Annotated in this window: 18 protein-coding genes; 17 read left to right on the forward strand and 1 reads right to left on the reverse strand. The window is 68.6% G+C overall.

Annotated elements, in window-relative coordinates:
• Positions 1-142 precede the first annotated feature (142 nt).
• The 9 genes from lysS to ACZ5KV_RS13225 are packed head-to-tail and all read left to right on the forward strand — an operon-like array spanning position 143 to position 10,119.
• Positions 143-1,741, forward strand: a complete 1,599-nt coding sequence (gene lysS / locus ACZ5KV_RS13185) for a lysine--tRNA ligase (RefSeq protein WP_464239769.1) — start codon at positions 143-145, stop codon at positions 1,739-1,741.
• Positions 1,738-2,979 (forward strand): lipoprotein-releasing ABC transporter permease subunit, encoded by a 1,242-nt coding sequence (locus ACZ5KV_RS13190; protein ID WP_464239770.1) that lies wholly within the window; start codon positions 1,738-1,740, stop codon positions 2,977-2,979. Before lysS ends, ACZ5KV_RS13190 begins: the two co-directional genes overlap by 4 nt.
• Positions 2,972-3,667 carry an ABC transporter ATP-binding protein gene (locus ACZ5KV_RS13195; RefSeq protein WP_464239771.1) on the forward strand — a complete coding sequence of 232 codons (696 nt, stop codon included), beginning with the start codon at positions 2,972-2,974 and terminating at the stop codon, positions 3,665-3,667. The genes ACZ5KV_RS13190 and ACZ5KV_RS13195 overlap by 8 nt, the downstream gene beginning before the upstream one ends.
• Positions 3,651-6,335 (forward strand): outer membrane protein assembly factor BamA, encoded by a 2,685-nt coding sequence (gene bamA / locus ACZ5KV_RS13200; RefSeq protein ID WP_464239772.1) that lies wholly within the window; start codon positions 3,651-3,653, stop codon positions 6,333-6,335. The genes ACZ5KV_RS13195 and bamA overlap by 17 nt, the downstream gene beginning before the upstream one ends.
• Before the next feature lie 56 nt (positions 6,336-6,391).
• A complete protein-coding gene (locus tag ACZ5KV_RS13205; RefSeq protein ID WP_464239773.1) occupies positions 6,392-6,913 on the forward strand; it encodes an OmpH/Skp family outer membrane protein in 522 nt (173 codons plus the stop codon).
• A 6-nt stretch (positions 6,914-6,919) separates the two neighbouring features.
• The gene (gene lpxD / locus ACZ5KV_RS13210; protein WP_464239774.1) at positions 6,920-7,966 is read left to right on the forward strand and encodes a UDP-3-O-(3-hydroxymyristoyl)glucosamine N-acyltransferase; all 1,047 of its coding nucleotides are present in this window, start codon (positions 6,920-6,922) and stop codon (positions 7,964-7,966) included.
• Complete coding sequence (gene fabZ, locus ACZ5KV_RS13215) at positions 7,959-8,423, forward strand: 3-hydroxyacyl-ACP dehydratase FabZ (protein WP_464239775.1); 465 nt, start codon at positions 7,959-7,961, stop codon at positions 8,421-8,423. Before lpxD ends, fabZ begins: the two co-directional genes overlap by 8 nt.
• A gap of 1 nt (position 8,424) precedes the next feature.
• Positions 8,425-9,240, forward strand: a complete 816-nt coding sequence (lpxA, locus tag ACZ5KV_RS13220) for an acyl-ACP--UDP-N-acetylglucosamine O-acyltransferase (RefSeq protein ID WP_464239776.1) — start codon at positions 8,425-8,427, stop codon at positions 9,238-9,240.
• Positions 9,241-9,267: 27 nt separating this feature from the next.
• Complete coding sequence (locus ACZ5KV_RS13225) at positions 9,268-10,119, forward strand: LpxI family protein (RefSeq protein ID WP_464239777.1); 852 nt, start codon at positions 9,268-9,270, stop codon at positions 10,117-10,119.
• A gap of 114 nt (positions 10,120-10,233) precedes the next feature.
• Here the strand turns inward: ACZ5KV_RS13225 and ACZ5KV_RS13230 are convergent, their stop codons facing one another.
• Positions 10,234-10,941 carry an N-acyl homoserine lactonase family protein gene (locus ACZ5KV_RS13230; RefSeq protein ID WP_464239778.1) on the reverse strand — a complete coding sequence of 236 codons (708 nt, stop codon included), beginning with the start codon at positions 10,939-10,941 and terminating at the stop codon, positions 10,234-10,236.
• 183 nt (positions 10,942-11,124) lie between these two features.
• Between ACZ5KV_RS13230 and ACZ5KV_RS13235 the strand changes: the two genes are divergently transcribed.
• The 8 genes from ACZ5KV_RS13235 (at position 11,125) to ACZ5KV_RS13270 (ending at position 25,096) form a co-directional block, all read left to right on the forward strand.
• Positions 11,125-12,366 carry a PSP1 domain-containing protein gene (locus ACZ5KV_RS13235; RefSeq protein ID WP_464239779.1) on the forward strand — a complete coding sequence of 414 codons (1,242 nt, stop codon included), beginning with the start codon at positions 11,125-11,127 and terminating at the stop codon, positions 12,364-12,366.
• Between the two features lie 33 nt (positions 12,367-12,399).
• A complete protein-coding gene (gene metG, locus ACZ5KV_RS13240) occupies positions 12,400-14,382 on the forward strand; it encodes a methionine--tRNA ligase (protein ID WP_464239780.1) in 1,983 nt (660 codons plus the stop codon).
• A gap of 409 nt (positions 14,383-14,791) precedes the next feature.
• Complete coding sequence (carB, locus tag ACZ5KV_RS13245) at positions 14,792-18,025, forward strand: carbamoyl-phosphate synthase large subunit (RefSeq protein WP_464239781.1); 3,234 nt, start codon at positions 14,792-14,794, stop codon at positions 18,023-18,025.
• A 44-nt stretch (positions 18,026-18,069) separates the two neighbouring features.
• Positions 18,070-19,479, forward strand: coding sequence for an amidophosphoribosyltransferase (gene purF, locus ACZ5KV_RS13250; protein WP_464239782.1), 1,410 nt, complete (start codon positions 18,070-18,072; stop codon positions 19,477-19,479).
• Between the two features lie 48 nt (positions 19,480-19,527).
• Entirely contained in the window at positions 19,528-20,484 is a 957-nt protein-coding gene (locus ACZ5KV_RS13255) for a KpsF/GutQ family sugar-phosphate isomerase (protein WP_464241841.1), read from the forward strand.
• A 3-nt stretch (positions 20,485-20,487) separates the two neighbouring features.
• Positions 20,488-22,116 carry an ArnT family glycosyltransferase gene (locus ACZ5KV_RS13260; RefSeq protein WP_464239783.1) on the forward strand — a complete coding sequence of 543 codons (1,629 nt, stop codon included), beginning with the start codon at positions 20,488-20,490 and terminating at the stop codon, positions 22,114-22,116.
• Complete coding sequence (locus ACZ5KV_RS13265; protein WP_464239784.1) at positions 22,086-22,682, forward strand: zinc/iron-chelating domain-containing protein; 597 nt, start codon at positions 22,086-22,088, stop codon at positions 22,680-22,682. The genes ACZ5KV_RS13260 and ACZ5KV_RS13265 overlap by 31 nt, the downstream gene beginning before the upstream one ends.
• Positions 22,679-25,096 (forward strand): penicillin-binding protein 1A, encoded by a 2,418-nt coding sequence (locus tag ACZ5KV_RS13270; protein ID WP_464239785.1) that lies wholly within the window; start codon positions 22,679-22,681, stop codon positions 25,094-25,096. Before ACZ5KV_RS13265 ends, ACZ5KV_RS13270 begins: the two co-directional genes overlap by 4 nt.
• Positions 25,097-25,144: the final 48 nt, after the last annotated feature.

Genomic DNA, 25,144 nt, shown 5'->3' on the forward strand with positions numbered 1-25,144 from the left:
AGGGGAAAATTTTGCGCCGGGCGAAATCCCCGTCATGCCGGGCGGGGGGAGGGCCGAACAGGCGCGTCTTGACGCCTGAGCCCAATGCGACTAAGGCTACGGGGTTCTCAGGCACCGCCAGTTTCCCCAGGGAGAATCGACCTTGACCAAGCACGGCAACCAGCCCCAGCACAAGACCATCAAGCTGCCGGTGAAGTCCCCGTTCGTGGAGCGTTTCCAGCCCCTGCTGCGCGCGCTGGACGACAAGAAAGAACTGAACGAGGTGCTCAAAAACCGGGTGGGCAAAGCCTGCACCCTGCTCGACGAGGGCGTGCCCCTGTTCCCCAACGACTTCCGCCAACGCGACCACGTGGCGGACGTGCTGGCGCGCTGCGAGCCCCTGGACGACGCGGGCCTGGAAGCCGCGTGCGACGAAATCCATCTGGCCGGGCGCATCGTCTCGCTGCGTTCCTTCGGCAAGGTGGCCTTTTTCCACCTTCAGGACGCCTCGGGCCGGATGCAGGTCTACGTGGCGCGCGACGACATGGGCGCCGAGGCCTACGGCCTGTTCAAGAAGCTGGACCTGGGCGACATCGTGGGCATCGCGGGCACCGTGTTCCGCACCAAGACCGGCGAGCTGACCATCGCCGCGCGCGAGGTGCGCCTGATCACCAAGTCCATGCGTCCGCTGCCCGAGAAGTATCACGGCCTGAAGGACCTGGAGACCCGCTACCGCCAGCGCTACGTGGATCTCATCGTCACCGAGCGGACCAAGGAGATTTTCGTCAAGCGCACGACGGTGGTCCGCGAGTTCCGCAATTTTTTGAACGAGCGCGGCTTCATGGAAGTGGAAACGCCCATGATGCAGCCCATCCCCGGCGGCGCCACGGCCCGGCCCTTCGAGACGCACCACAACGCCCTGGACATGAAGCTCTACATGCGCATCGCCCCGGAGCTGTATCTCAAGCGGCTGCTGGTGGGCGGGTTCGAGCGCGTGTACGAGATCAACCGCAACTTCCGCAACGAGGGCATCAGCACACGGCACAACCCCGAGTTCACCATGTGCGAGTTCTACTGGGCCTACGCGACCTACCAGGACATGATGGACCTCACCGAGGAGCTGTTTGCCCATATCGCCCGCGCCGTGTGCGGCGGCACGCGCGTGACCTACCAGGAGCAGGAGATCGACCTGACCCCCGGCGCCTGGACGCGCATCACCTTCCACGACGCCCTGGAAAAGATCGGCGGCGTGGCCCCCGAGGTCTACCGCGACTACGACGCGGCCTGCGCCCTGGTGCGCCGCGAGGGCGAAAAGGTGCTCAAGGGCGAGGTGCTCGGCAAGGTCCAGGCCAAGCTGTTCGACCTGTTCGTGGAGCCCAAGCTCATCCAGCCGCATTTCATCTACATGTACCCCACGGACATCTCGCCCCTGTCGCGGCGCAACGACGCGAACCCCGAGCTGTCCGACCGCTACGAGCTGTTCATCGCCGGGCGCGAGATGGCCAACGCGTTCTCCGAGCTGAACGACCCCGTGGACCAGCGCCTGAGCTTCGAGGCCCAGGTGGCCGAGAAGGCCGCGGGCGACGCCGAGGCCCACGCCATGGACGAGGACTACGTGCGCGCCCTCGAGTACGGCATGCCCCCGGCGGCGGGCCAGGGCGTGGGCATCGACCGGCTGGTCATGCTGCTCACCGACTCGCCGAGCATCCGCGAGGTCATCCTCTTTCCGCTCCTTAAACCGGAGGGCGGCGCCAGCGCATGAGCTTCGAGTCGTTCATAGCCCTGCGGTATCTGCTGGCGCGGCGCAAGCAGGCCTTCATCTCCGTCATCTCGCTCATGTCCGTGCTGGGCGTGGCCATCGGAGTGGCCGCGCTCATCGTGGTTCTGGGCGTCATGAACGGCATGAGCAAGGACCTGCGCGACAAGATCCTGGGCGTCAACGCCCACCTCATCGTGGGCAGCCTGGAGGCGGGCATCAGGGACTACCAGGGCCTGGCCGACGAGGCCCTGAAGGTTCCGGGCGTCCTGGGCGCAACGCCGTTCATCTACGCCGAGGTCATGGTCTCCACCCGCCAGGGCAGCAAGGGCGTGGTGTTGCGCGGCATCGACCCCGCCAGCGCCGGAAGCGTGCTCTCCGTGGGCCGCGACATGGTCGAGGGCTCGCTGGAGGACCTGAACGGCGGCTTCGGCCCGGCCGGAGGGCCCCCGGGCATCCTGGTCGGCCTGGAGCTGGCCAACCGCCTGGGCGTGCGCCGGGGCAGCCTGCTCCACGTGCTCACGCCCTCGGGCCGCAGCACGGCGGCGGGCTTCACCCCCGAGGTCGTCACCGCGCGGGTGGCCGGTGTGTTCAAGACCGGGATGTGGGAGTACGACTCCTCCCTGGCCTATGCCTCCCTGGCCGAAACCCAGCGCCTGATGGGCTTCTCCTCCGATCTGGTCACCGGGGTGGAGATGCGCGTGGCCGACGTGGACCGCGCCGACGCCGTGGGCCGCGAACTGGCCGCGCGCATCGGCGGCTACCCGCTCTACGTGCGCGACTGGAAGGAGATGAACCGCAGCCTCTACGAGGCGCTGGCCCTGGAAAAGGCGGGCATCACCGTCATCCTGGTCATGATCGTCCTGGTCGGCACGTTTTCCATCGTCACCAGCTTGGTCATGCTGGTCATGGAAAAGACCCGCGACATCGCCATCCTCATGTCCATGGGCGCGCGGCGGCGCAGCATCCGGCGCATTTTCATGCTCCAGGGCACGCTCATCGGCGCCATGGGCACCGGGCTGGGCTTCACCCTGGGCCTGTCCCTGTGCCTGCTGCTCAAGAAGTACCAGTTCATCCGCCTGCCCAAGGGCATCTACTCCCTGGACTACCTGCCCGTGCTGCTCAACTGGGTGGACCTGACGGCCATCGGCGTCGGGGCCATGCTGCTGTGCTTCCTGGCCACGATCTACCCCGCGCGCCAGGCCGCGCGGCTGATGCCCGCCGAGGCCCTGCGCTATGAGTAGCGGCAATTTCCCGTTGTATGATTTGCAGGGTGTTGGTAAGGAGTACCCCGGACCTGGAGGGAGCCTTATGATCCTGAAGGGCCTGGACCTGCGGGTGGAGCGGGGGGAGAGCGTCGCCGTGCTCGGAGCCTCGGGCGCGGGCAAGTCCACCCTGCTGCACATGCTGGGCGGGCTGGACGTTCCTTCCGGCGGCAAGGTGCTGTTCGAGGGGCGCGACGTGGCCCGCATGGGCGAGCCCGAGCGTGCCCACCTGCGCAACAGGGAGATGGGCTTCGTCTTCCAGTTTCATCACCTGCTGCCCGAGTTCTCCACCCTTGAAAACGTCGCCATGCCCGGGCTCATCGCGGGGCTGGGCCGGGCCGAGGCCACGGCCAGGGCGGCCGAGGCCCTGGACCTCGTGGCCCTGGGGCAACGCGCCGCGCACAAGGTGACCACCCTGTCCGGCGGCGAACGCCAACGCGCCGCCATCGCCAGGGCCATCCTGATGCGCCCCAAGGCGCTTCTGGCGGACGAACCCACCGGCAACCTCGACGAGGCCACCGGCGAGCGCATCGGCGCGCTGCTCTTCGAACTGAACAAGGAACTGGGAATGACCCTCGTGGTGGTGACCCACAACGTCGAACTGGCCGCCCGCATGGGCCGGAGATTGGAACTGCGTTCCGGGGAGCTGTATGAGCACGATCGTTAACCGCCTGATGGCGCTGCTGGCGCTGGTGGCCGTCGTTCTGGCCGCCGGGCCCGCCGCCGCCCAGGGCACGGCAGACAAGGTGACCGTCCTGGTGCTGCCCTTCGAGGTCAATGCCGACCCCGAACTGGACTACCTGAAGGACAGCCTGCCGGAGCTTCTGGGCGACCGGCTGGCCCAGGCCGGCTTCGAGATCCTGCCGCAGGACGCCGTGCATCAACTGCTCGACGAGAACGAGGTCGCCTATCTCGACCTGGCCACGGCCAAGGACCTCGCCCGCCTGGGCGGCGCGCGCTACGCCGTTTACGGCAGCTTCAACCAGCTCGGCGAAACCATCAGCCTGGACGTGCGGCTGGTGGAGGCCCAGGGCGTCAAGGAGCCCAAGCCGCTGTTCGTGGTCAAGGAGGGGCTCATCAACGCCGTGCCCGCCATCGAGGACCTGGCCGAGAAAATCCGCCTGGAGCTCATGAGCAAGGAGCGCGTCGAGGCCATCGACGTGGAGGGCAACCGCTTCCTGGACAAGGACGTTGTGCTCATGCGCCTGCGCCACGTGCGCAAGGGCGAGCTGTACGACCCCAAGCTGGTCAACGAGGAGCTCAAGAACGTCTTCGACCTGGGCTACTTCGACGACGTGCAGGTGCGCGTGGACGACCTGCCCGAGGGCGTCAAGGTCACCTTCATCGTGGACGAGAAGCCGCGCATCAGCGTGGTCGACGTGCTGGGCACCGACGCCCTGGACAAGGACGACCTGCTGGCGCTCATGAGCACCAAGACCGGCGCCGTGCTGAACCCCAAGGTGCTGGCCGACGACCTGGGCAAGATCAAGGAAGAATACCGCAAGGAAGGCTACTACAAGGCCCAGGTGACCTACGACGTGGCCGCCAGCGACGAGGGCCAGGCCCGGCTGAACATCAACGTGGAGGAGGGCGACAAGCTCTACATCCGCGAAATCGCCATCAACGGCGCCGAGCAGATGGACCCCGACGACCTGCGCGACGAACTGGCCCTGGGCGAGCGGGGCATGTTCTCCTGGATCACCGGCTCGGGCGTGCTCAAGGAAGAGTACCTGACCCGCGACGCCGCCGCCCTGGAGGCCTACTACGCCAACCACGGCTTCATCGAGGCCCAGGTGGGCCAGCCCAAGGTGGAGTTCAAGGACGACGGCATCTACGTGACCTTCGAGGTGAAGGAAGGCGACCGCTACAAGGTCGGCAAGGTCACCTACACGGGCGACATGCTCGAACCCGCCGAGAAGCTCGACGAGCGCATCAAGACCGACGACCTGGCCGCCGAGGGCGAGTACCTGGACCGCTCGGTGCTGCGCAGCGACTCCCAGGCGCTGTCCGAATATTATTCCAACTACGGCTACGCCTTTGCCGAGGCCAACTACGCCCTGAGCCCCGACCGCGAGACGCTGACCGCCGACATCGAATTCCAGATGTCCAAGGGCCAGAAGGTCTACATCCGCCGGGTGACCATCCAGGGCAACGACCGCACCCGCGACAACGTCATCCGCCGCAAGGTGCTGCTCTCCGACGGCGACCTGTTCAGCGGCGAGGATCTGGCCTATTCCACGCGTAACCTGAACAACCTGGGCTACTTCGATCAGGCCGACATCGAGACCATCCCCACCGGCGACGACGGGCTCATGGACCTGAAGGTCAAGGTCCGCGAAAAATCCACGGGCGAGTTGTCCGCGGGCGCGGGCTATTCCAGCTCCTCGGGCGTGTACTTCGTGACCTCGGTCAAGGAGAACAACCTGTTCGGCAAGGGCTACCAGGGCTCCCTGGAAGGGGCCTGGGGCGGCGACTACCGGCGCTACATCCTGAGCTTCACCAACCCGAACTTCGAGGACACGCCCTGGATGGTCGGCGGCGACCTCTACCACTACGACGACGACTACGACGACTACGACCGCGTAAGCACCGGCGGGCGGGTGCGCTTCGGCCACCCCATCGGCCGCTTCTCGTACACCAACCTCCAATACCGCCTGGAGCGCTACACCATCAGCGAAGTGGAGGACGACGCGGCCGACGAGATTCTGGACATCGAGGGCAGCAACTGGGTCAGCGCCGTCTATGGCGACATCGTGCGCAACACCCTGGACCGCTACCTGAACCCCTCCAGGGGCATGAAGTCCTCCCTGAGCATGGAGTACGCGGGCGGCGCGCTTTTGGGCGACGACGAGTACATCAAATACATCGGCGACCACAACTACTACCGCCCCTTGTGGCTCGATCACATCTTCCATTTCCACGGCCAGCTCGGCTATGTGATGGAGAACTTCGGCGGCAAGGACATCCCGGTCTACGAGCGCTTCTACCTGGGCGGCATCAACAACGTGCGCGGCTACAAGAAGCGCTACATCTCCCCGCGCGACGACGAGTCCGACGACCGCATCGGCGGCAACAAGATGGCCTTCGTCAACCTTGAGTATCTGTTCCCGATCCTGGAGGAGATGGGCGTCATGGGCGTGACCTTCTTCGACGCCGGGCAGGTCTGGGACGACGGGGACGCCATGGATTTCGACCCCAAGAAGAGCGTGGGCGTCGGCATCCGCTGGTACTCCGCCCTGGGGCCCCTGCGCCTGGAATACGGTTACGCCCTGGATTCCATCCCCGAGCAGGGGAGCAAGGGCAAGCTTGAGTTCACCATCGGCCAGTTCTTCTAGGCCGCATGGTGCGTGCAACCACAACGACAATGCGAAAACACAATGCGAGGACACCTATGCGCAAGACGCTTCTGACCGTTTTCTGCCTGCTTCTTCTGGCTTCCACCGCCGCCGCCCAGGGGGGCGTGGCCGTGGTGGACATGCCGCGGATCATCAAGGAGTGCGAGCCCGGCCAGAAGGCCCGGGCCACCCTTCAGGAGACCTTCAAGTCCACCCAGGAGGACCTGGACAGCCAGAAGGCCGCGCTGGATAAAATGCGCGCCGACCTGCAGAACCAGAGCCTCGTGCTCTCCCAGTCCGCCAAGGTGGACAAGGAAGAGGAATTCAAGCGCCGCGTCGGCGAGCTGCAGGCCTCGGTGACCAGCTTCCAGCGCAAGTACAGGGCCAAGGAAGAGGAGCTCTCCGCGCCGATCATCACCCTGATCCTGGAAACCGTGCGGACCTACGGCCAGAAGAACGGCTATGCCCTGATCGCCGAAGGCAACAGCGCGGGCGTGCTCTTTGCCGACGAGAAGGTCAACATCACCGACGCCATCATCGCCGAGGTCAACAAGGCCTGGAAGGCCCAGAAGAAGTAGGCGCTCATGAGGATTGCACTTTCGGCTCTGGCCGAACGTCTGGGCCTGCCGCTCCGGGGATCGGACCGGCAGGTCTCGGGCGTCGGCACCCTGGAAACGGCGGGCCCGGACGAGGTCAGCTTCATCACCTCGGCCAAGTACGCCCCGCTGCTGGCGGCCACCCGGGCCGGGGCCGTGGTCTGCACCGAGGAGTTCGCCGACCGCGTGGACGCGGCGCTGGTCAGCGCCAATCCGGCCCTGGACTTCGCGCGGCTGCTTGAGATGTTCTCCCCGCCGCAGGGGCGCTTCGCGGGTGTGAGCGAGCGGGCCTTCGTTGACCCCGAGGCCCGCGTGGCCGAGGGGGCCACGGTCTTCCCCCTGGCCTTTGTCGGCCCCGGGGCCGAGGTCGGGCCCGGGTCGCGCATCTTCCCCGGCTGCTACGTCGGCGAGGACTGCCGCATCGGCCGCGACTGCACCCTGTACCCCAACGTGACGCTCATGGCCCGCACGGTGCTGGGCGACCGGGTCATCGTCCACCCCGGGGCGGTGCTCGGGGCCGACGGCTTCGGCTACGTGCCGCGCGCGGGCGGCGGGCGCGACAAGATTCCCCAGGTGGGCATCGTGGTGGTGGAGGACGACGTGGAAATCGGCGCCTGCACGACCATCGACCGCGCCATGCTCGAGAAGACCGTCATCGGCGCGGGCACCAAGATCGACAACCTGGTGCAGGTGGCCCACAACTGCGTGCTGGGCGAGAACTGCACCATCGTCGCCCAGGTGGGCATCGCGGGCAGTTGCACCGTGGGCCGCGACGTGCTCATGGCCGGGCAGGCGGGCGTCGCCGACCATGTGAGCATCGGCGACGGCGCCGTCGTCGGGCCCATCTGCGGCGTGCGCACGGACATCGCCCCGGGCGCGCGCATGGGCGGCATTCCGGCCATGGAGTATGGCACCTACATGCGCAACCTGTCCCTGGCCCCGAAAATCCCCGAGCTGTTCAAGCGGGTCAGGCAACTGGAAAAGGCCCTGGCGGCCCTGGCGCCGACCCCGGGCAAGGAGAGCGCCCATGAGTGAGCTGCCCACCCCGGTGCGGATCGGCGAGATCCTGAACCTGCTGCCGCACCGCTACCCCTTCCTGATGGTGGACCGCGTGACGGCCTTCACCCCCGGCGAGCGCCTGGAAGCCTACAAGAACGTGACCTTCAACGAGCCGTTCTTCCAGGGCCATTTCCCGGGCCTGCCGGTGATGCCGGGGGTGCTCATCTGCGAGGCCCTGGCCCAGACCGGGGGGCTGCTGACGCTCATGAGCGACCCCGCCCTGTGCGACGGCACCCGGGTCTTCCTGTTCGCGGGCATCGACAACGTGCGCTTCCGCGCCCCGGTGGTGCCCGGCGACCGGCTCGACCTCCAGGTCTACGACGTGCGCCGCAAGCTCTCCGTGGTCAAGATGAGCGGGCAGGCCCTGGTGGACGGCAAGGTCGTCGCCTCGGGCACCATGACCGCAGCCATAGCCAACCGCAAGGACGTATAACGTGGCCATTTCCATCCACAGCACCGCCGTGGTCCACCCCGGGGCCGAGATCGGCGAGGACGTGACCGTCGGTCCGTTCTCCGTGATTCAGGACAAGACCGTCATCGGCGCGGGCACGACCATCGGCTCCTACTGCCAAGTCCACGCCCACACCACCATGGGCCGGAACAACCAGATCCATTCCTACGCCTACGTCGGCGGCGACCCGCAGGACATCAAGTACCGCGGCGGCACCACGCGCCTGACCATGGGCGACGGCAACATCGTGCGCGAGTTCGTGACCCTGCACCGGGGCACGGAGACCGGGCGCGGCGAAACCATCATCGGCTCGGGCTGCATGATCATGGCCTACGCCCACGTGGCTCACGACTGTCACATCGGCGACCACGTGATCATGGCCAACGGCGTGATGCTGGCCGGGCATGTGGACGTGGGGCACCACGCGGTCATCAGCGGCATGTCCGGCGTGCACCAGTTCGCGCGGGTCGGCGAGTTCGGCTTCGTGGGCGGCATGTCCGGCGTAAGCCAGGACGTTCCGCCGTTCATCATGGCCGCCGGGGTGCGCGCGCAGTTGCGCGGGCTGAACCTCATCGGCCTGCGCCGGAACGGTTTTTCCTCCGAAGGCATCTCGGGCCTCAAAAAAGCCTACAAGCTCATCTGGCGAGCGGGCAAGGAGCGCCAGGAGGCCCTGGCCGAGGTCCAGGAGACTCTGGGCGCCATCCCCGAGGTGGCCCGGCTGCTGGAGTTCATCCGCTCCAGCGAGCGCGGGATGCTCTGCGACATCGGCCTGCGCAACGGCCAGAACCGCGGCGAATAGCCCGCCCGGCATGACGGCGGAAGCGGCATGACGGCGGGCGTGGCGGAGGTCATCGGGCTCATTGCCGGGGGCGGGCAGTTCCCCTTCCTGGTGGCCCGCGCCGGGCGCGCTGCGGGCGCCCGCGTGGTGGCCGTGGGCTTTGCGGGCAATACGGACCCGGCCCTGGCCGCCGAAACGGCCTCCTACGTGGAACTGCACCTGGGCCAGGTCTCGCGCCTGCTGCGAACCTTCAAGGACCAGGGCGCGACCCGCGTGGTCTTCGCCGGAACCATCAACAAACCCCGGGCCATGGACCTGCGCCCCGACTGGCTGGCGGCCAAGCTGCTGCTGCGTCTGGCGGGCAAGGGCGACGACGCCATCCTGAGCACCCTGGCCGGGGAGCTGGAGCGCCAGGGGCTGCTTTTGTCCAGCGCCCTGGATCTGCTGCCCGGCATGGCCACCCCGGTCGGGCCGCTGACGGCCAAACCCCCGCGCGACAGCGACCTGGACGACCTGCGTCTGGCCTGGCCCATGGCCAAGACCCTGGGCCGCATGGACATCGGCCAATCCCTGCTCATCCGCTCGGGGGTGGTCGGCGCCGTGGAGGGCCCCGAGGGCACCGACGCGGCCATCGCCCGCGCCGGGTCGCTGCTGGGCAAGGGCTGCGTGCTGTGCAAGGTCTTCAAACCCGGGCAGGATGCGCGCATCGACCTGCCCGCCGCGGGCCCCGGCACGGTGCGGGCCATGGCCGCCGTGGGCGGCGCGTGCATCGGCATCGAGGCCGGGCGCTCGGTGTTCTTCGACCTGGAAGAGAGCGTGGCCCTGGCCGAGGCCGGCGGCATCCGGCTGGTGGGGCTGACGGCGGAGTACCTGGGCCTGCCCCCCGAGGCCGGGGCCTGAGCGCGGCCTCCCGGGCCCCGGCCCGCCCGGGCGGAAAGGCACGACGCCCCCGGCGCAGCGCTGCGCCGGGGGCGTCGTTCGTCCGGCCGCCCGGAACCAGGACCGGCAGGGCGGCTAGAAGCGCATGGAAGCCACTGTCAGCCCGTGGGTCGGCAGGAGCACGGCGTCCAGGGCCTTGATGCGCTGCATGCTGTCGTAGGCCGCCAGGGCGTCGGTGTGCACGCCGGGGCAGATGGCCGGGCCGTTGTCCGGGAAGTTTTTTTCGTTGCAGCACTGCCCGGGCAGGGCCACGTCGCCCGAGGCGGTGGGGATGACCACCGTCTGGCAGCCCGGGGTGTGCCCGGGGGTCAGCAGGCAGCGGATGCCCGGCACGGGTTCGGCGTCGCCGTCCAGCGCCTGGAATTCGATGCCCTCGGTGAAGTATTCGTCGTAGCGGTGGTCCAGCGGGTGGGGGTTGTGCATGAACTCCAGCTCCCTGCGCTGGGCGAAGTGCTTCGCGCCGGGGAACAGGCGGTTGTTGCCGCAGTGGTCGTCGTGCAGGTGGGTGTTGATGACGATGTCCACGTCCTCGGGGGCCACGCCGTGTTCGGCCAGGGCCTCGGTCAGGGGCAGGGGCGAAAGCCCGGTCTGTTCCTGGAATCCGGCGGGCTCCATCACTTCGTCCTCGTCCAGGCCGGTGTCCACCAGGATGGTGTGCCCGTTGCCGCGCACGAGCAGGGCGTAGATGGGCAGCCAGATGGGTTTGCCGTAGTCGCGCTGGTAGGTCATGATGCCCTGGTCCGGGTTGCGCACGCCGGTGAGCAGGGGAACGACGGTGTACATGGGGCCTCCTTTGCGGGCGGCGCCCGCACCAGTCAAGATAACCCCGCGCGGCGGCAAGTCAACCCGCGCGGCCCGAGGCGGCCCGGGCCCCAGGCCGCCCCGGGCTCCGGCGTTTGATGTTCGGGCCGAACTGTTTTATAGAGGTGCGTTCCACCGACGCCGAGAACTCCAGCGAGACACCATATGAGCCATGTTCTAGGGCTGAAATTCAGCGACTACGGTCAGATATATTACTTCGACTCCGGTCCTTTCGTGGTCGCCTCCGGCGATCGGGTCATCGTCAAGACCGACCAGGGCATGGGCCTGGGCACGGTGGTCACCATGAGCGAGACCCCGCCCGAGGACGTGCCCGCGCAGGACCTGAAACCCATCTTCCGCCTCGCCACCGAGGAGGACCTGACCACCGAGGCCGAGAACACGGCCCTGGCCCGCGAGGCATACCGCTTCTGCCGCCAGTGCGTGGCCGAGCGCGAGCTGGAAATGAAGCTCGTGGACGTGGAGGTCTTCTTCGACCACAGCAAAATGGTGTTTTATTTCACGGCCCCGGGGCGGATCGACTTCCGCGAACTGGTCAAGGACCTGGTTCGCAACTACCGCACGCGCATCGAGCTGCGCCAGATCGGCGTGCGCCACGAGACGCAGATGCTCGGCGCGGTGGGCAACTGCGGGCAGGTGGCCTGCTGCCGCCGTTTCATGCGCAAGTTCGCCCCGGTGACCATCAAGATGGCCAAGGAGCAGAACCTGTTCCTGAATCCGACCAAGATTTCCGGCATCTGCGGGCGGCTGCTCTGCTGTCTGTCCTTCGAGGAGGAGAACTACCGCGAGTTCTACCGCCAGTGCCCCAAGATCGGCAAACGCATGGACACCGACCAGGGGCTCATGAAGGTGCTGCGGGCCAATTTCTTCCGTGGCGGCATCACCGTGTTCACCGAGGTGGGCGAGGAGCGCGAGCTGACCCTTGAGGAATGGCAGGCTCTGAACCCCCGGCGCTACGACCCGCAGATACCCCGGCCCGAGCCCCAGCCCGCGCCGCCCGCCCCGACGCGTCGCGGCGGACGCCCGGCCCCGCGCGGGGCGGCGCCCGGCCCGCGCGGCCCGCGCGTCGACGAGGCCCCGGCGGCCCCCGAGGGCTCCGGCACTCCGGCCGGGGACGCCGTGCCCGATGCGGCGGCCCCTGCTCCGGCCACCCCGGCCCGGGCCGACGTTGCCCCCGAGGCCTCCGCCGCGCCCGGCAGCCCCGAAGGCTCCGACGCCGCCCCCGGCCCGGACGGCGCGCCCCGGCGCCAGCAGCGGCCCGGCCCCCCGGCCCGCCGCGAGCCCCGCCCCGAGGGCGCCGCGCCCGGCGAGGCCCGCCCCGGCGGCGGCAAATCCTCGCGCCGCAGGCGTCGGCGCAAGCCGCGCCCCGATGGCGATTCCAACGATTAGACCACGGCAGCGGACACCACAGGAGGACCGATCTTGAGCCGTTTCTTCATCACCACGCCCATCTATTACGTGAACGCCAAGCCCCACCTGGGGCATGCCTATACGACCATCGTGGCCGACAGTCTGGCACGGTTTCACCGCCTGTGCGGCGACGAGACGTTCTTTCTCACCGGCACCGACGAGCACGGCGACAAGATCGTGCAGGCCGCCGAAAAGGCGGGCAGCACGCCCCAGCAGTATGTGGACGCCGTGAGTGCGCAGTTCCGCGACCTGTGGCCCGAGCTGGGCATCACCAACGACGATTTCATCCGCACCACCGAGCCGCGCCACAAGAAGGTCGTCCAGACCATCCTGCAGCAGGTCTACGATGCGGGCGACATCTACCTGAAGAGCTACGAGGGCCTGTACTGCTACGGCTGCGAGCAGTTTCTCACCGAAAAGGACCTGGACGCCGAGGGCTGCTGCCCGGACCACAAGGTGCCGCCCGCGAAGATCAGCGAGGCCAACTATTTCTTCCGCATGTCCAAGTATCAGGGCTGGCTCAAGGAGCACATCCTGGCCAACCCGGACTTCATCCGTCCCGAGCGCTACCGCAACGAAGTGCTGTCCATGCTCGACATGGGCGTGCTGGACGACCTGTGCATCTCGCGGCCCAAGACGCGCCTGACCTGGGGCATCGAGTTGCCCTTCGACTCCGACTACGTGACCTACGTCTGGTTCGACGCGCTCATCAACTACGTCACGGCCCTGGGCTGGCCGGACGGCGACCTGTTCGCGCGCTTTTGGGAGCACACGGACCACATGGTGGCCAAGGACATCCTCAAGCCCCATGCCGTGTTCTGGCCGACCATGCTCAAGGCCGCCGGGCTGCCGGTGTATCAGCACCTGAATGTCCACGGCTACTGGCTGGTCAAGGACACCAAGATGTCCAAATCCCTGGGCAACGTGGTCGAACCCCTGGCCCTCAAGGACCGCTACGGCCTGGACGCCTTTCGCTATTTCCTGCTGCGCGAGATGCGCTTCGGCCGCGACGCCTCGTTCTCCGAGGAGGCTTTGGTCGGGCGGCTCAACGCGGACCTCGCCAACGACCTGGGCAACCTGTTCTCGCGCGTGCTGGCCATGACCCACAAGTACTTCGGCGGGCAGGTGCCCGCCCCCGGCACGCGCACGGCCCCGGCGGACCCCGCCCTGGGCGAGCTGGCGCGCAACGCCCTGGAAAACTACACGACCCTGTTCGGCCGCCTGGAGTTCGGGCAGGCTCTGGAGTCGCTGTGGGAGCTGGTGCGCGCGTTGAACAAGTACGTGGACGCCTCGGCGCCGTGGGCTCTGTTCAAGGAGGGGCGCACGGACGAACTGGCGGGGGTGATGTATACCCTGCTGGAATCCATGCGCAAGGTGGCCCTGTTCGTCTGGCCGGTGATGCCCGGCACGGCCGAGGCCATGACCGCCCAACTCGGCGGCGGCTTCGACCTCGCGCGGGTGGACCTGGACGCCGAGGTCCGGGAGTTCGGCGGGCTCGAGCCCGGCACGGCCCTGGCCGCCGGGTCGAACCTGTTCCCGCGCGTGGACCTGCCCCGCGAGGAGCCCGCGCCCCAGCCCGCCGCCAAGGGCAAGGCCAAAGAGGCGAAGGAGGCCAAAGGCAAGGGCAAGGCCGCCAAGGCGTCCGCTCCGGTCGCACAGGACGCCCTCGGGGTCATCGATTTTACGGACTTCCAGAAACTCGACCTGCGCGTGGGCACGGTGCTCTCGGCCGAGCCGCACCCGGACGCCGACCGGCTCTTCGTGGTTCAGGTGGACCTGGGCGAGGAGGCGCCGCGCCAGGTGGTGGCCGGGTTGCGCGAATTCTTCCAGGGGGAGGACCTCACGGGCCGTCAGGTGGTGGTCGTGGCCAACCTCGCCCCGCGCCCCCTGCGCGGCAAGACGAGCCACGGCATGATCCTGGCCGTGCGCCGCGAGGGCGGCATGGAGCTGCTCACCGCCAGCGGACCCGTGGCCCCGGGCAGCAAGGTTTCCTAGCGGGCCGTTGAAGGAATGCGGACTTTGCGGGCCACCGTTTTGGGGCGGCCCGTCGGGGCGCCGCGCCTGCCTGCCCGGAGCCTGCGGGCGGCTCCTGGCAGGGGGGCGCCGTCCGTGCCTGTCCCTTCCCGTGGCCCAGGCGCCCCGGGCCTCCCGAGCCCGGCGGCGCAGTGTGCGGGCCGCCCGCGAAACCCCGGCGGGCGCGGCCTTTCCGGGCCCGGGGGGCGGGCCTTTTCCCCTTTACTCCGGCGCCGCCCTGACCTATAAAACCCGGGTGCTTTTTCCGGGGACGCCACCGGCCCCCGACCGCCCCGGCTCCGGCCCGTCGTCCAGGCCGGCGCCACCGTTCCCCTTCCCGGCGTCCGGCTCCGGGCACATGTCACCAACCCGAACCCCTCGACCGACCCACATGCCCAAACGCACCGACCTCAAGAAGATCATGCTCATCGGCTCCGGGCCCATCGTCATCGGGCAGGCCTGCGAGTTCGACTACTCCGGCACCCAGGCTCTCAAGGCCCTGAAGGAAGAGGGCTACGAGGTGGTCCTGGTCAACTCCAATCCGGCGACGATCATGACCGACCCGGAGCTGGCCGACCGCACCTACATCGAGCCCATCGAGCCCGAAACCGTGGCGCGCATCATCGCCAAGGAGCGCCCCGACGCGCTGCTGCCCACCCTGGGCGGGCAGACCGCGCTGAACACCGCCCTGGCCGTGGCCGAAATGGGCGTGCTCGAAAAGTACGGCGTGGAGATGATCGGCGCCTCGCGCGAGGTCATCGAAAAGGCCGAGTCGCGCGAGCTGTTCCGCGCGGCCATGGAGAACATCGGGCTCAAGGTGCCCGAGTCGCGCATCTGCCGGACCATGGCCGACGTGCGCGCCACCGCCGAGGTCATCCCGTTCCCGGTCATCATCCGCCCGGCCTACACCATGGGCGGCACGGGCGGCGGCGTGGCCTACAACATGGAGGAGCTGGAAGCCATCGCGGCCACGGGCCTTGCGGCCAGCCGCTCCAGCGAGGTCATGCTCGAACGTTCGGTGCTGGGCTGGAAGGAATTCGAGCTTGAGGTCATGCGCGACCGGGCCGACAACTGCGTGATTATCTGCTCCATCGAGAACCTGGACCCCATGGGCGTGCACACCGGCGACTCCATCACCGTCGCCCCGGCCCAGACGCTCACCGACGTGGAATATCAGGCCATGCGCGACGCCGCCCTGGCCATCATGCGCGAGATCGGCGTGGAGACCGGCGGGTCCAACGTGCAGTTCGCCGTGAACCCCGCAAACGGCGAGATGGTGGTCATCGAGATGAACCCGCGCGTGTCGCGCTCCTCGGCCCTGGCTTCCAAGGCCACGGGTTTCCCCATCGCCAAGCTCGCCGCCAAGCTCGCCGTGGGCTACACCCTGGACGAGATTCCCAACGACATCACCCGCGAGACCATGGCCAGCTTCGAGCCGACCATCGACTACGTGGTGACCAAGATTCCGCGCCTGACCTTCGAGAAGTTCCCCGGCACCGAGGACTACCTGACCACCTCCATGAAGAGCGTGGGCGAGGCCATGTCCATCGGGCGGACTTTCAAGGAATCGCTGCAAAAGGGCCTGCGCTCCCTGGAGATCGGCATGCCCGGCCTGGGCCGGACCTTCGCGCGTGAATCTTGCCCCGGGCGCGACGAGATCATGGCCCGGCTGCGCAAGCCCAACTCCAAGCGCATCTTCCACCTGCGCTACGCCATGCTCTGCGGCCTGAGCGACGCCGAAATCCACGAGGCGACCATGATCGACCCGTGGTTCATCCGCCAGATCCGCGCCCTGGTGGAGGTCGAGGAGGAACTGCGGGCCTTCCCGCTGTCCGGCTCGGTCCGCGCCTCGTCGCCCGAGTGCAGGGCGCTCATGCTGCGCGCCAAGGAGCACGGCTTCTCCGACCGTCAGCTCGCCGCCCTGTGGAAGAAGGACGAGCTGGACATCCGGCGCATCCGTCAGGCTATGGGCATCCTGCCGACCTACTATCTGGTCGACACCTGCGCCGCCGAGTTCGAGGCCTACACGCCTTACTACTACAGCACCTACGAGACCGGCCGCGAAAACGCCGCCCACCCCGGGCGCAAGGTCGTCATCCTCGGCGGCGGGCCCAACCGCATCGGCCAGGGCATCGAGTTCGACTACTGCTGCGTCCACGCCTCCTATGCCCTGAAGGAACTGGGCGTGACCTCGATCATGGTCAACTCCAACCCCGAGACGGTCTCCACCGACTACGACACCTCCGACCGCCTGTATTTCGAGCCCCTGACCCTCGAGGACGTGCTGAACATCATCGAGTTCGAGCAGCCCGAGGGCGTGGTGGTCCAGTTCGGCGGGCAGACGCCGCTGAACCTCGCCGTGCCGCTGCTGCGCGCCGGGGTGCGCATCCTGGGCACCTCGCCGGACTCCATCGACCGCGCCGAGGACCGCGAGCGCTTCCAGGCCCTGCTGCAAAAGCTCGCCCTGCGCCAGCCCGAAAACGGCACGGCCATGAGCGTGGAGCAGGCCGTGGCCGTGGCGCGGACCATCGGCTACCCCGTGGTGGTCCGCCCCAGCTACGTGCTGGGCGGGCGGGCCATGGAGGTGGTCTACGGCGAGGAGGACCTGCGGGCCTACTTCCGCCACGAGGTCACCGTGGCTCCCGAGCACCCCATCCTGGTGGACAAGTTCCTGGAAAACGCCATCGAGGTGGACGTGGACGCCCTGGCCGACGGGCACGATGTGTACGTCGCCGGGATCATGGAGCACATCGAGGAGGCCGGCATCCACTCCGGCGACTCGGCCTGCGTCATCCCGCCGCACACCCTGAGCCCGGTCACCGTGGCCGAGATCGAGCGCCAGACCGTGGCCCTGGCCCTGGAGCTGGGCGTGGTCGGGCTGATGAACATCCAGTTCGCCGTGAAGGACGGGGAGATCTACATCCTGGAGGTCAACCCCCGGGCCTCGCGCACGGCGCCGTTCGTCTCCAAGGCCACGGGCGTGCCCCTGCCCAAGCTGGCCACCAAGGTCATGCTCGGCGCGCGCGTGCGCGACCTGGACCCCTGGTCCATGCGCCGGGGCGGGCATGTGTCCGTCAAGGAATCGGTGTTCCCCTTCAACCGCTTCCCGGGGGTGGACGTGCTCCTCGGCCCGGAGATGAAGTCCACCGGCGAGGTCATGGGCGTGGACGCCAGCTTCGGCAAGGCGTTCCTCAAGGCCCAGCTCGGCGCCGGGCAGCGCCTGCCCCAGTCCGGGCGGGTGTTCATCTCCGTCAACGACCGCGACAAACCGGCCATGGCCGAGGCGGCGCGGACCTTCCACGAATTGGGCTTCACCGTGGTCGCCACGCGGGGCACCGGCGAGTTCCTGGCCGGGCACGGCGTGCCCAGCGAATTCGTGTTCAAGGTCTACGAAGGCCGCCCCAACATCGTGGACCGCATCAAGAACGGCGAGATCGACCTGGTGATCAACACCGCCTCGGGCAAGAAGACGGTGCATGACTCCTCGGCCATCCGCCAGACCACGTTGCTCTACAACGTGCCCTATACGACGACCCTGGCCGGGGCCAAGGCCATGGCCCAGGCCATCAAGGAAAGCCGCGCCAGCGGCACGGACGTGAAGAGCCTCCAGGAATACTACGCCTGAGGCCCCGGCGCCCGCACCCGAGAACACACAGCACCGGCAAAAAAATGAAACGTGAATACTGCGGCCTGTTCGGCATCGCCAACCACCCCGAAGCCGCCCGGATGACCTATTTCGGCCTGTTCGCCCAGCAGCACCGCGGCCAGGAGAGCGCGGGCATCGTCACCTGGGACGGCACGGGCATCCGCGAGCAGAAGGGCATGGGCCTGGTGGCCGAGGTCTTCAGCGAGCGCCACCTGGGCAAGGAACTCAAGGGCGAGGTGGCCGTGGGCCACATCCGCTACTCGACCACCGGCGCCTCGCTTATCCGCAACGCCCAGCCGCTGCTGGTCCGCTTCGGCAACCAGCAACTGGCCATCGCCCACAACGGCAACCTCGTCAACGCCCTGGAATTGCGCGAGGAACTGGAAAAGCACGGCACCATTTTCCAGACCACCATGGACTCCGAAGTCATCGTGCACCTCATCGCGCGGAACATGATGGTCGAGGGCATGGACGTGGAAGCGGCCGTGGGCGCGGCCTGCCGCACGGTGCGCGGCTCGTTCAGTCTGCTCATCCTGGCGGGCGACAAGCTCATCGCCCTCAAGGACCCGAACGGCTTCCGGCCCCTGGCCCTGGGCCGCCTGGGCGACGCCCACGTCCTGGCCAGCGAGACCTGCGCCTTCGACCTGCTGGAGGCCGAGTACCTGCGGCCCGTGGCCCCGGGCGAGATGCTGGTCATCGAGAACGGCGCCCTGCGCAGCACGCGCTACGCCGAGCCCACCGCCGTCAGCCAGTGCATTTTCGAGCTGATCTATTTCGCGCGGCCCGATTCCTACGTTTTCGGGCAGAACGTCTACCAGCGCCGCAAGGCCATGGGCATGGCCCTGGCCCGCGAGGCGCCCGTGGACGCCGATCTGGTCATGCCCTTTCCGGACTCGGGGGTCTACGCCTGCGTGGGCTACGCCCAGCAGTCCGGCCTGCCCTACGAGCACTGCATGATCCGCAACCACTACGTGGGCCGGACCTTCATCCAGCCCTCGCAGGACATGCGCGACTTCTCCACGCGCATGAAGCTCAACCCCGTGCGCAGCATGGTCGAGGGCAAGCGCATCGTGGTGGTCGAGGATTCCATCGTGCGCGGCACGACCATCCGCACGCGGGTCAAGAAGCTGCGCGAGCTGGGCGCGCGCGAAATCCACATGCGCGTGTCCTGCCCGGCGATCATCTCCCCGTGTTTCTACGGCATCGACTTCTCCAGCAAGGGCGAGCTCATCGCGGCCAACAACGCCGTGGAGGACATCGCGCGCTACATCGGGCTGGACAGCCTGCATTACCTGTCCATCGAAGGCCTGCTGGCCTCGGTGGAGCAGCCGGGCAACTTCTGCCTGGCCTGCTTCAACGGCGAATATCCCGTGGAGCCCTGCGCGGGCACGGGCAAGATGTGCCTGGAGAAGGACCGGGCCCTGAGCTGGTAAGGAGGAGGCGCAGTGCAATCCAAGGCCTGTGAACGCGACTGGCTGGCCATGGCCCGCGAGGTGCTCGACATCGAGGCCTGCGGGCTGGCCCGGGTCCGCGACGCGCTGGACGCGGACTTCGTGCGCGCCCTGGAGATGCTGGCCGGATGCCGGGGCCGCGTGGTGGTCACGGGCATCGGCAAGTCCGGCCTCGTGGGCCGCAAGATCGCGGCGACCCTGTCCAGCACGGGCACGCCCGCCTTTTTCCTGCACCCCGTGGAGGGCGCCCACGGCGACCTGGGCATGCTGCGCCCCGAGGACGTGGCCCTGGCCATCTCCAACAGCGGGGAAACCGATGAACTGAACGCCATCCTGCCGACCCTCAAGGCCAGCGGGGTGCGCATCATCGCCCTGACCGGGCGGCGCGAGTCCACCATGGGCCGCCTGGCCGAGGTGGTCATCGACGCCGGGGTGCCCCGCGAGGCCTGCCCCCTGGGGCTGGCGCCCACGGCCAGCACCACAGCCGCCCTGGCCCTGGGCGACGCCCTGGCCGTGTGCCTCATCGAATGGAACTCCTTCGACGCCGAGGCCTTCAGGCGTTGCCATCCCGGCGGCGCCCTGGGCCAGCGGCTGGCCATGCGCGTGGCCGACCTGATGCACACCGGCGACGTGCCCGCCGTGGACCAGGGCGCCACCTGGGCCCAGGCCCTGGCCCGGCTGCACGAGGGCGGCCTGGGCGCCCTGGCCGTCACCGGCGGGGGCGGGCGGCTCACGGGCTTCGTGTCCGACGGCGACGTGCGGCGTATCCTGCTGCGCGGCGGGGCCGAGCCCCAGGCACCCGTGGCCGGGCTGATGACCCCCGACCCGGCGAGCATGACCCTCGAGGCCTCGGCGGCCCAGGTGCTGGACCTCATGGAGGCCAAGGCCATCACCGTGGTGCCCATCGTGGACGGGGAGCACCGGCTGGTGGGCATGGTCCACCTGCACGACCTGCTGGGCAAGGGCCTGCTCAGGTTCGCGGGGTAGGCCATGGACGGGTCGCCGATGCAGCGCACGCACTGGAGCCGCCGGCCGGACCTGTGGGCCGGCGTTCTCATTCTGGGAACGACCCTGGCCCGGCTGGCCTTCGCGGCCTCGGGCCAGCTCGATCTGGTGCAGGACGAAGCCCAGTACTGGGACTGGTCGCGCACCTTCCAGTTCTCCTACTTCACCAAGGGCCCGCTCATCGCCTGGATGATCGGGGCGTGGACCTGGCTGCTGGGCGATTCGGTCTTTGCCGTGCGCCTGGGGGCCGTGCTGGGCACGGCGCTGATGCAGGCCACGGTCTACCTGGGCCTGTCGCGGCTGTTCGGCCGCCCCCGGCTCGGGCTGCTGTGCCTCGTGGTGCTGAACACCACGCTGCTCTTTCTGGCCGCCGGAACGCTCATGACCACGGACAACCCGTTGCTGGTCTGCTGGTGGGCGGCGCTGTTCGCGCTCTACGCCGCCGGGCGCGACCCCGGGGCGCGCTGGCCCTTCGTGGTCCTGGCCGCGGCCCTGGCCGTGGGCACCTGGGGCAAGTACATGATGCTGGCCTTCGCCGTCACCGCCGTGCTTTACGGCGCGCTGCTGCGGCGGCGGATGCTCGACTCGTCCCTGTTCTGGCGGCGGCTGGCCCTGGCCCTGGCGGTCGGCACCGTGCTCGGCTTCGGGCCCATCCTGCTGTGGAACCTGGGCAACGACTTCGCCGGGTTCAGGCATGTGGCCCACCTGGGCGGGCTGACCGGGGATCGCGCGCAGTCCTTCATCCGCTTCGACCGCTTCGCGGAATATTACGGCAGCCAGTTCGGTCTGCTCATGCCCTGGTGGTTCGTCATGGCCCTCGTGGGCGCCTGGGGCGCGTTGCGCTCCCTGGGCGGCGGCCGGGGCCGGGCGGTGCGCGCGGTCTCGTCCCTGGACTACGCCCAGCGCGCCCTGCTGGTGGCGGGGTTCTGGCCGGTGTGGGGCTTCTTCGCCCTGTGGTGCTTTCATACCAAGGTCCACCCCAACTGGTCCGCCGTGAGCTACGCCTCGGGATTCATCCTGGCCGCCGTGGTCTGGGAGCAGAGCGTGCTGGCCCGGGGCTGGCGGCACTGGAAGGTCTGGACCTGGCCCGCCGTGGGCGCGCTGCTTTTCGCCCTGTGGCTGACCCACGACCTGCTGCCCATGCCCTACCGCATGGAACTGCCCAACCCGTTCACGGGCCGGGTGGCGACCATCGAGAATCCGGCCCTGCATCTCAAGGGCTGGGAGGACATGGGCCGCGAGGTGGACCGCCTGCGCCGCACGCGCTTTGCCGACCCCGGGCGGGTGTTCCTTTTCGGCAATCACTACGACGTGACCGCCGAACTGGGCTGGGTCGTCCCCGGGCGCGAGCGGGCCTATTGCGTCAACGTCGGCCGCAGGCTGAACCAGTACGACCTGTGGCCCGGGCCGGAGGGCAAGACCGGCTGGGACGCCATCTACGTGCGCCAGAAGTACAAGGGCGGCGTGGAGCCGGGGGTCGAGGAACTTTTTGAAAAAACCGTCCAAATCCACTATCAGTCGATGCACCGGGGCCGACCGGCGCGCCAGTTCACCATTGCCCTGTGTTACGGGTTCAAGGGGACATGGCCCCGCCCGGCCTCGTCGGGGTATTGACCGTGGCCGATCCGGACATTTGCCAGCGCTGCGCCCAGGGCGGGCCGACCTGCTGCTGCCTGGAGCCCGGGGCGGAGCAGGGCTGCTTCCCCCTGGCCCCGGCCGAACGTGACAGGATTCTCGGCGTGCTCTCCGGCGCGGCGGGAGCCTTTGCGCGCGAGGCCAACAGCCCGGCCTTCGTGGAGAACATGAAGGCCCTGTTCCCCGGCGAGGAGGAACTGGTGGCCGAACTGTTCCCCGAGGGCGGCTTTCACCTGCGGTTGGCCGTGGACGCGGCCGGGCGCTGCCGCCTGCTCGGGCCCCAGGGCTGCGTGCTGCCGCGCGAGGCCCGGCCCCATTATTGCCGCCTGTTTCCGCTGTGGCCCGTGGGCCGGACGGTGATGGCCTTTGCCGCCGAGCGCTGCCTTGCCTGGCGCGAGGGGCGCTCCCTGCGCCGGATGCTGGCCCTGTTGCAGACGACCGAAAAAAACGTCAAGGAACTCCACGGCCGGTTGCGGCTGGCCTGGGGCCTGCCCCCCGAGCGGGGCCTGCCCGCGCCGCCCGCACCGCCCAGGAAAAAAACATGAAGAAATTCGCCATAATCGTTGCCGCCCTTTTGGGAGCAGGCGCCGTGCTCGCCGCGGCTCTCGCGGGCGGCCTGTACTATTGGGCGTCCCTGGACCTGCCCGACTTCAAGCGCATCACCGACTACAACCCGCCGCTGGTGACCACCGTGCATGCCCGCGACGGGCGCGTGCTGGGCTATTTCTACAAGGAGAAGCGCTTCCTGGTGCCGCTGGCCGAGCTGCCGCCGCACGTTTCGCGCGTGTTCCTGGCCGCCGAGGACAGCGCCTTCTTCGAGCACGAGGGCGTGGACCTCGCGGCCATCCTGCGCGCCCACATACGCAACCTCCAGGCCGGGCATGTGGTCCAGGGCGGCAGCACCATCACCCAGCAGGTCATCAAGTCCCTGCTGCTGACGCCCGAGCAGAGCTACAAGCGCAAGATCCGCGAGGCCATCCTGGCCTACCGCCTGGAACGCTACCTGACCAAGGACGAGATCCTGACCATCTACCTGAACCATATCTTCTTCGGTGCCCGGGCCTACGGCATCGAGGCCGCAGCGCGGACGTATTTCGGCGTCCACGCCAAGGATCTGACCCTGGCCCAGGCGGCCATGCTGGCGGGCCTGCCCAAGGCGCCCTCGCGCTTCAACCCCTACCGCAACGACGAGCGCGCCCGCGAGCGCCAGGTCTGGATTCTGGGCCGGATGCGTGACCTGGGCTGGGCCACCCCTGAACAATACGAGGCGGCCCTGGCCGAGGAACTGGTCTTCTCCAGCATGGCGGACCCGTCCTGGACCCAGGGCGCCTACTATCTGGAGGAAGTCCGCCGCAGCCTCATCGAGACCTACGGCGAGGATCAGGTCTACAACTCGGGCATGCACGTCTACACGGCGGTGGACCTGGACCACCAGCGCGCCGCCGAGGCCGCCCTGCGCCAGGGCCTGCGCGACTCGGCCCGCCGCCGGGGCTGGACCGGGCCCAACCAGAACGTGCCCGAAAAGGACTGGGAGGAAATCCTGGCCCGCACGCCCTACGACCCGGCGGCTCTGGCCCCCGGGGCCTGGGTGGAGGCCCTGGTGGTTTCGGTCACGCACGACGAGGCCCGGGTGCGCTTCGGCGCCCTGCATGGGGTCATCGCCTTGAAGGACATGTCCTGGGCCCGCCCGCCCGATCCCTCCCGGGCCACCGAGGAGGTGCCCGCCGTGGCCGACTGCACCGGCGTGGTGCGGCCCGGCGATGTGATCTGGGCCTCGGTGAAAGCCGTGCCCGCCGCCGTGGCCAAGGCCCTGGATGCCGCCGGGGCGGCGGAGCGGGAGGCTTCGGCCGCCGCGCCCGTGGCCGTGGAGGGCGCCGTGTGGCCCCTGGCCCTGGAGCGCCAGCCCGAGGTTCAGGGCGCCCTGGTGTCCCTTGAGCCGGAGACGGGCGAGGTCCGCGCCCTGGTGGGCGGCTATTCCTTCGAGGCCAGCCAGTTCAACCGCGCGACCCAGGCCCGGCGCCAGCCGGGGTCGGCCTTCAAGCCCATCGTCTATTCCGCCGCCCTGGACAGCGGCATGACGCCCTCCACCGTGCTGCTCGACGCGCCCATCGTCTACACCGATACCGTCACCGACCGCGTCTGGAAGCCCGAAAACTTCGAGGGCGTGTTCTACGGCCCCACGCTGCTGCGCACGGCGCTGTGCAAGTCGCGCAACCTGGTGACCATCCGCGTGGCCCAGCGCATCGGCATCCGCAAGATCATCGAGCGCGCCAAGGCCCTGGGCCTGGAGGCCGAGTTCCCCGAGGATCTTTCGGTCAGCCTGGGCTCGGCTCCGGTGAGCCCGCTGAACCTCGCCCGGGCCTACACGGCCTTCGCGCGCGGGGGCTCGTGGATCGAACCGCGTTTCATTCTGCGCGTGGAAAGCGCCTGGGGCGAGGAGCTGTTCCGCTCCGAACCCAGGGTCCACGAGGCCGTCTCGCCGCAGACGGCCTATATCATCACCGCGCTGATGAAGGAGGTCGTCAACGACGGCACGGGCTGGCGCGCGCGCAAGCTGGGCCGCCCCGTGGCCGGCAAGACGGGCACCTCCAACGACGAGCAGGACGCCTGGTTCGTGGGCTTCACGCCGAACCTGCTGACGGTGGTCTGGGTCGGCTTCGACCAGCTCACGCCCATGGGCAAGTACGAAACGGGCGCCCGCGCGGCCTCGCCCATCTGGGTCGACTACCGCATGGCCGTGGAGGCGGGCTACCCCGAGCGCGACTTCCCCCTGCCCCAGGGCGTGGTCATGGCGCGCATCGATCCGGCTTCGGGCCTGCTGGCCTCGCCGTATGCCGACAAGACCTTCTTCCTGCCCTTCAAGGACGGCACCCAGCCCACGGAGACGGCCCAGGGCGACGACTCCGGCGCCCCCGGCCCGTCAGCCACCACCCGCGGCGAGGACCTGCTCAAGCAGTAGCCGCCCGCTGGCGGGCCCGTCCGGCTTCGGCCGCAGGCAATCCAGGCG

The sequence above is a fragment of the Desulfocurvus thunnarius genome (genome assembly GCF_055390965.1).

Bases quoted from the DNA above. Each gene is read 5' to 3' on its own strand.
- ACZ5KV_RS13190 (WP_464239770.1), top strand. From the start codon at position 1,738: ATGAGCTTCGAGTCGTTCATAGCCCTGCGGTATCTGCTGGCGCGGCGC.
- ACZ5KV_RS13195 (WP_464239771.1), top strand. From the start codon at position 2,972: ATGAGTAGCGGCAATTTCCCGTTGTATGATTTGCAGGGTGTTGGTAAG.
- bamA (WP_464239772.1), top strand. From the start codon at position 3,651: ATGAGCACGATCGTTAACCGCCTGATGGCGCTGCTGGCGCTGGTGGCC.
- ACZ5KV_RS13205 (WP_464239773.1), top strand. From the start codon at position 6,392: ATGCGCAAGACGCTTCTGACCGTTTTCTGCCTGCTTCTTCTGGCTTCC.
- lpxD (WP_464239774.1), top strand. From the start codon at position 6,920: ATGAGGATTGCACTTTCGGCTCTGGCCGAACGTCTGGGCCTGCCGCTC.
- fabZ (WP_464239775.1), top strand. From the start codon at position 7,959: ATGAGTGAGCTGCCCACCCCGGTGCGGATCGGCGAGATCCTGAACCTG.
- ACZ5KV_RS13225 (WP_464239777.1), top strand. From the start codon at position 9,268: ATGACGGCGGGCGTGGCGGAGGTCATCGGGCTCATTGCCGGGGGCGGG.
- ACZ5KV_RS13230 (WP_464239778.1), bottom strand. From the start codon at position 10,941: ATGTACACCGTCGTTCCCCTGCTCACCGGCGTGCGCAACCCGGACCAG.
- ACZ5KV_RS13235 (WP_464239779.1), top strand. From the start codon at position 11,125: ATGAGCCATGTTCTAGGGCTGAAATTCAGCGACTACGGTCAGATATAT.
- carB (WP_464239781.1), top strand. From the start codon at position 14,792: ATGCCCAAACGCACCGACCTCAAGAAGATCATGCTCATCGGCTCCGGG.
- purF (WP_464239782.1), top strand. From the start codon at position 18,070: ATGAAACGTGAATACTGCGGCCTGTTCGGCATCGCCAACCACCCCGAA.
- ACZ5KV_RS13255 (WP_464241841.1), top strand. From the start codon at position 19,528: ATGGCCCGCGAGGTGCTCGACATCGAGGCCTGCGGGCTGGCCCGGGTC.
- ACZ5KV_RS13260 (WP_464239783.1), top strand. From the start codon at position 20,488: ATGGACGGGTCGCCGATGCAGCGCACGCACTGGAGCCGCCGGCCGGAC.
- ACZ5KV_RS13265 (WP_464239784.1), top strand. From the start codon at position 22,086: ATGGCCCCGCCCGGCCTCGTCGGGGTATTGACCGTGGCCGATCCGGAC.
- ACZ5KV_RS13270 (WP_464239785.1), top strand. From the start codon at position 22,679: ATGAAGAAATTCGCCATAATCGTTGCCGCCCTTTTGGGAGCAGGCGCC.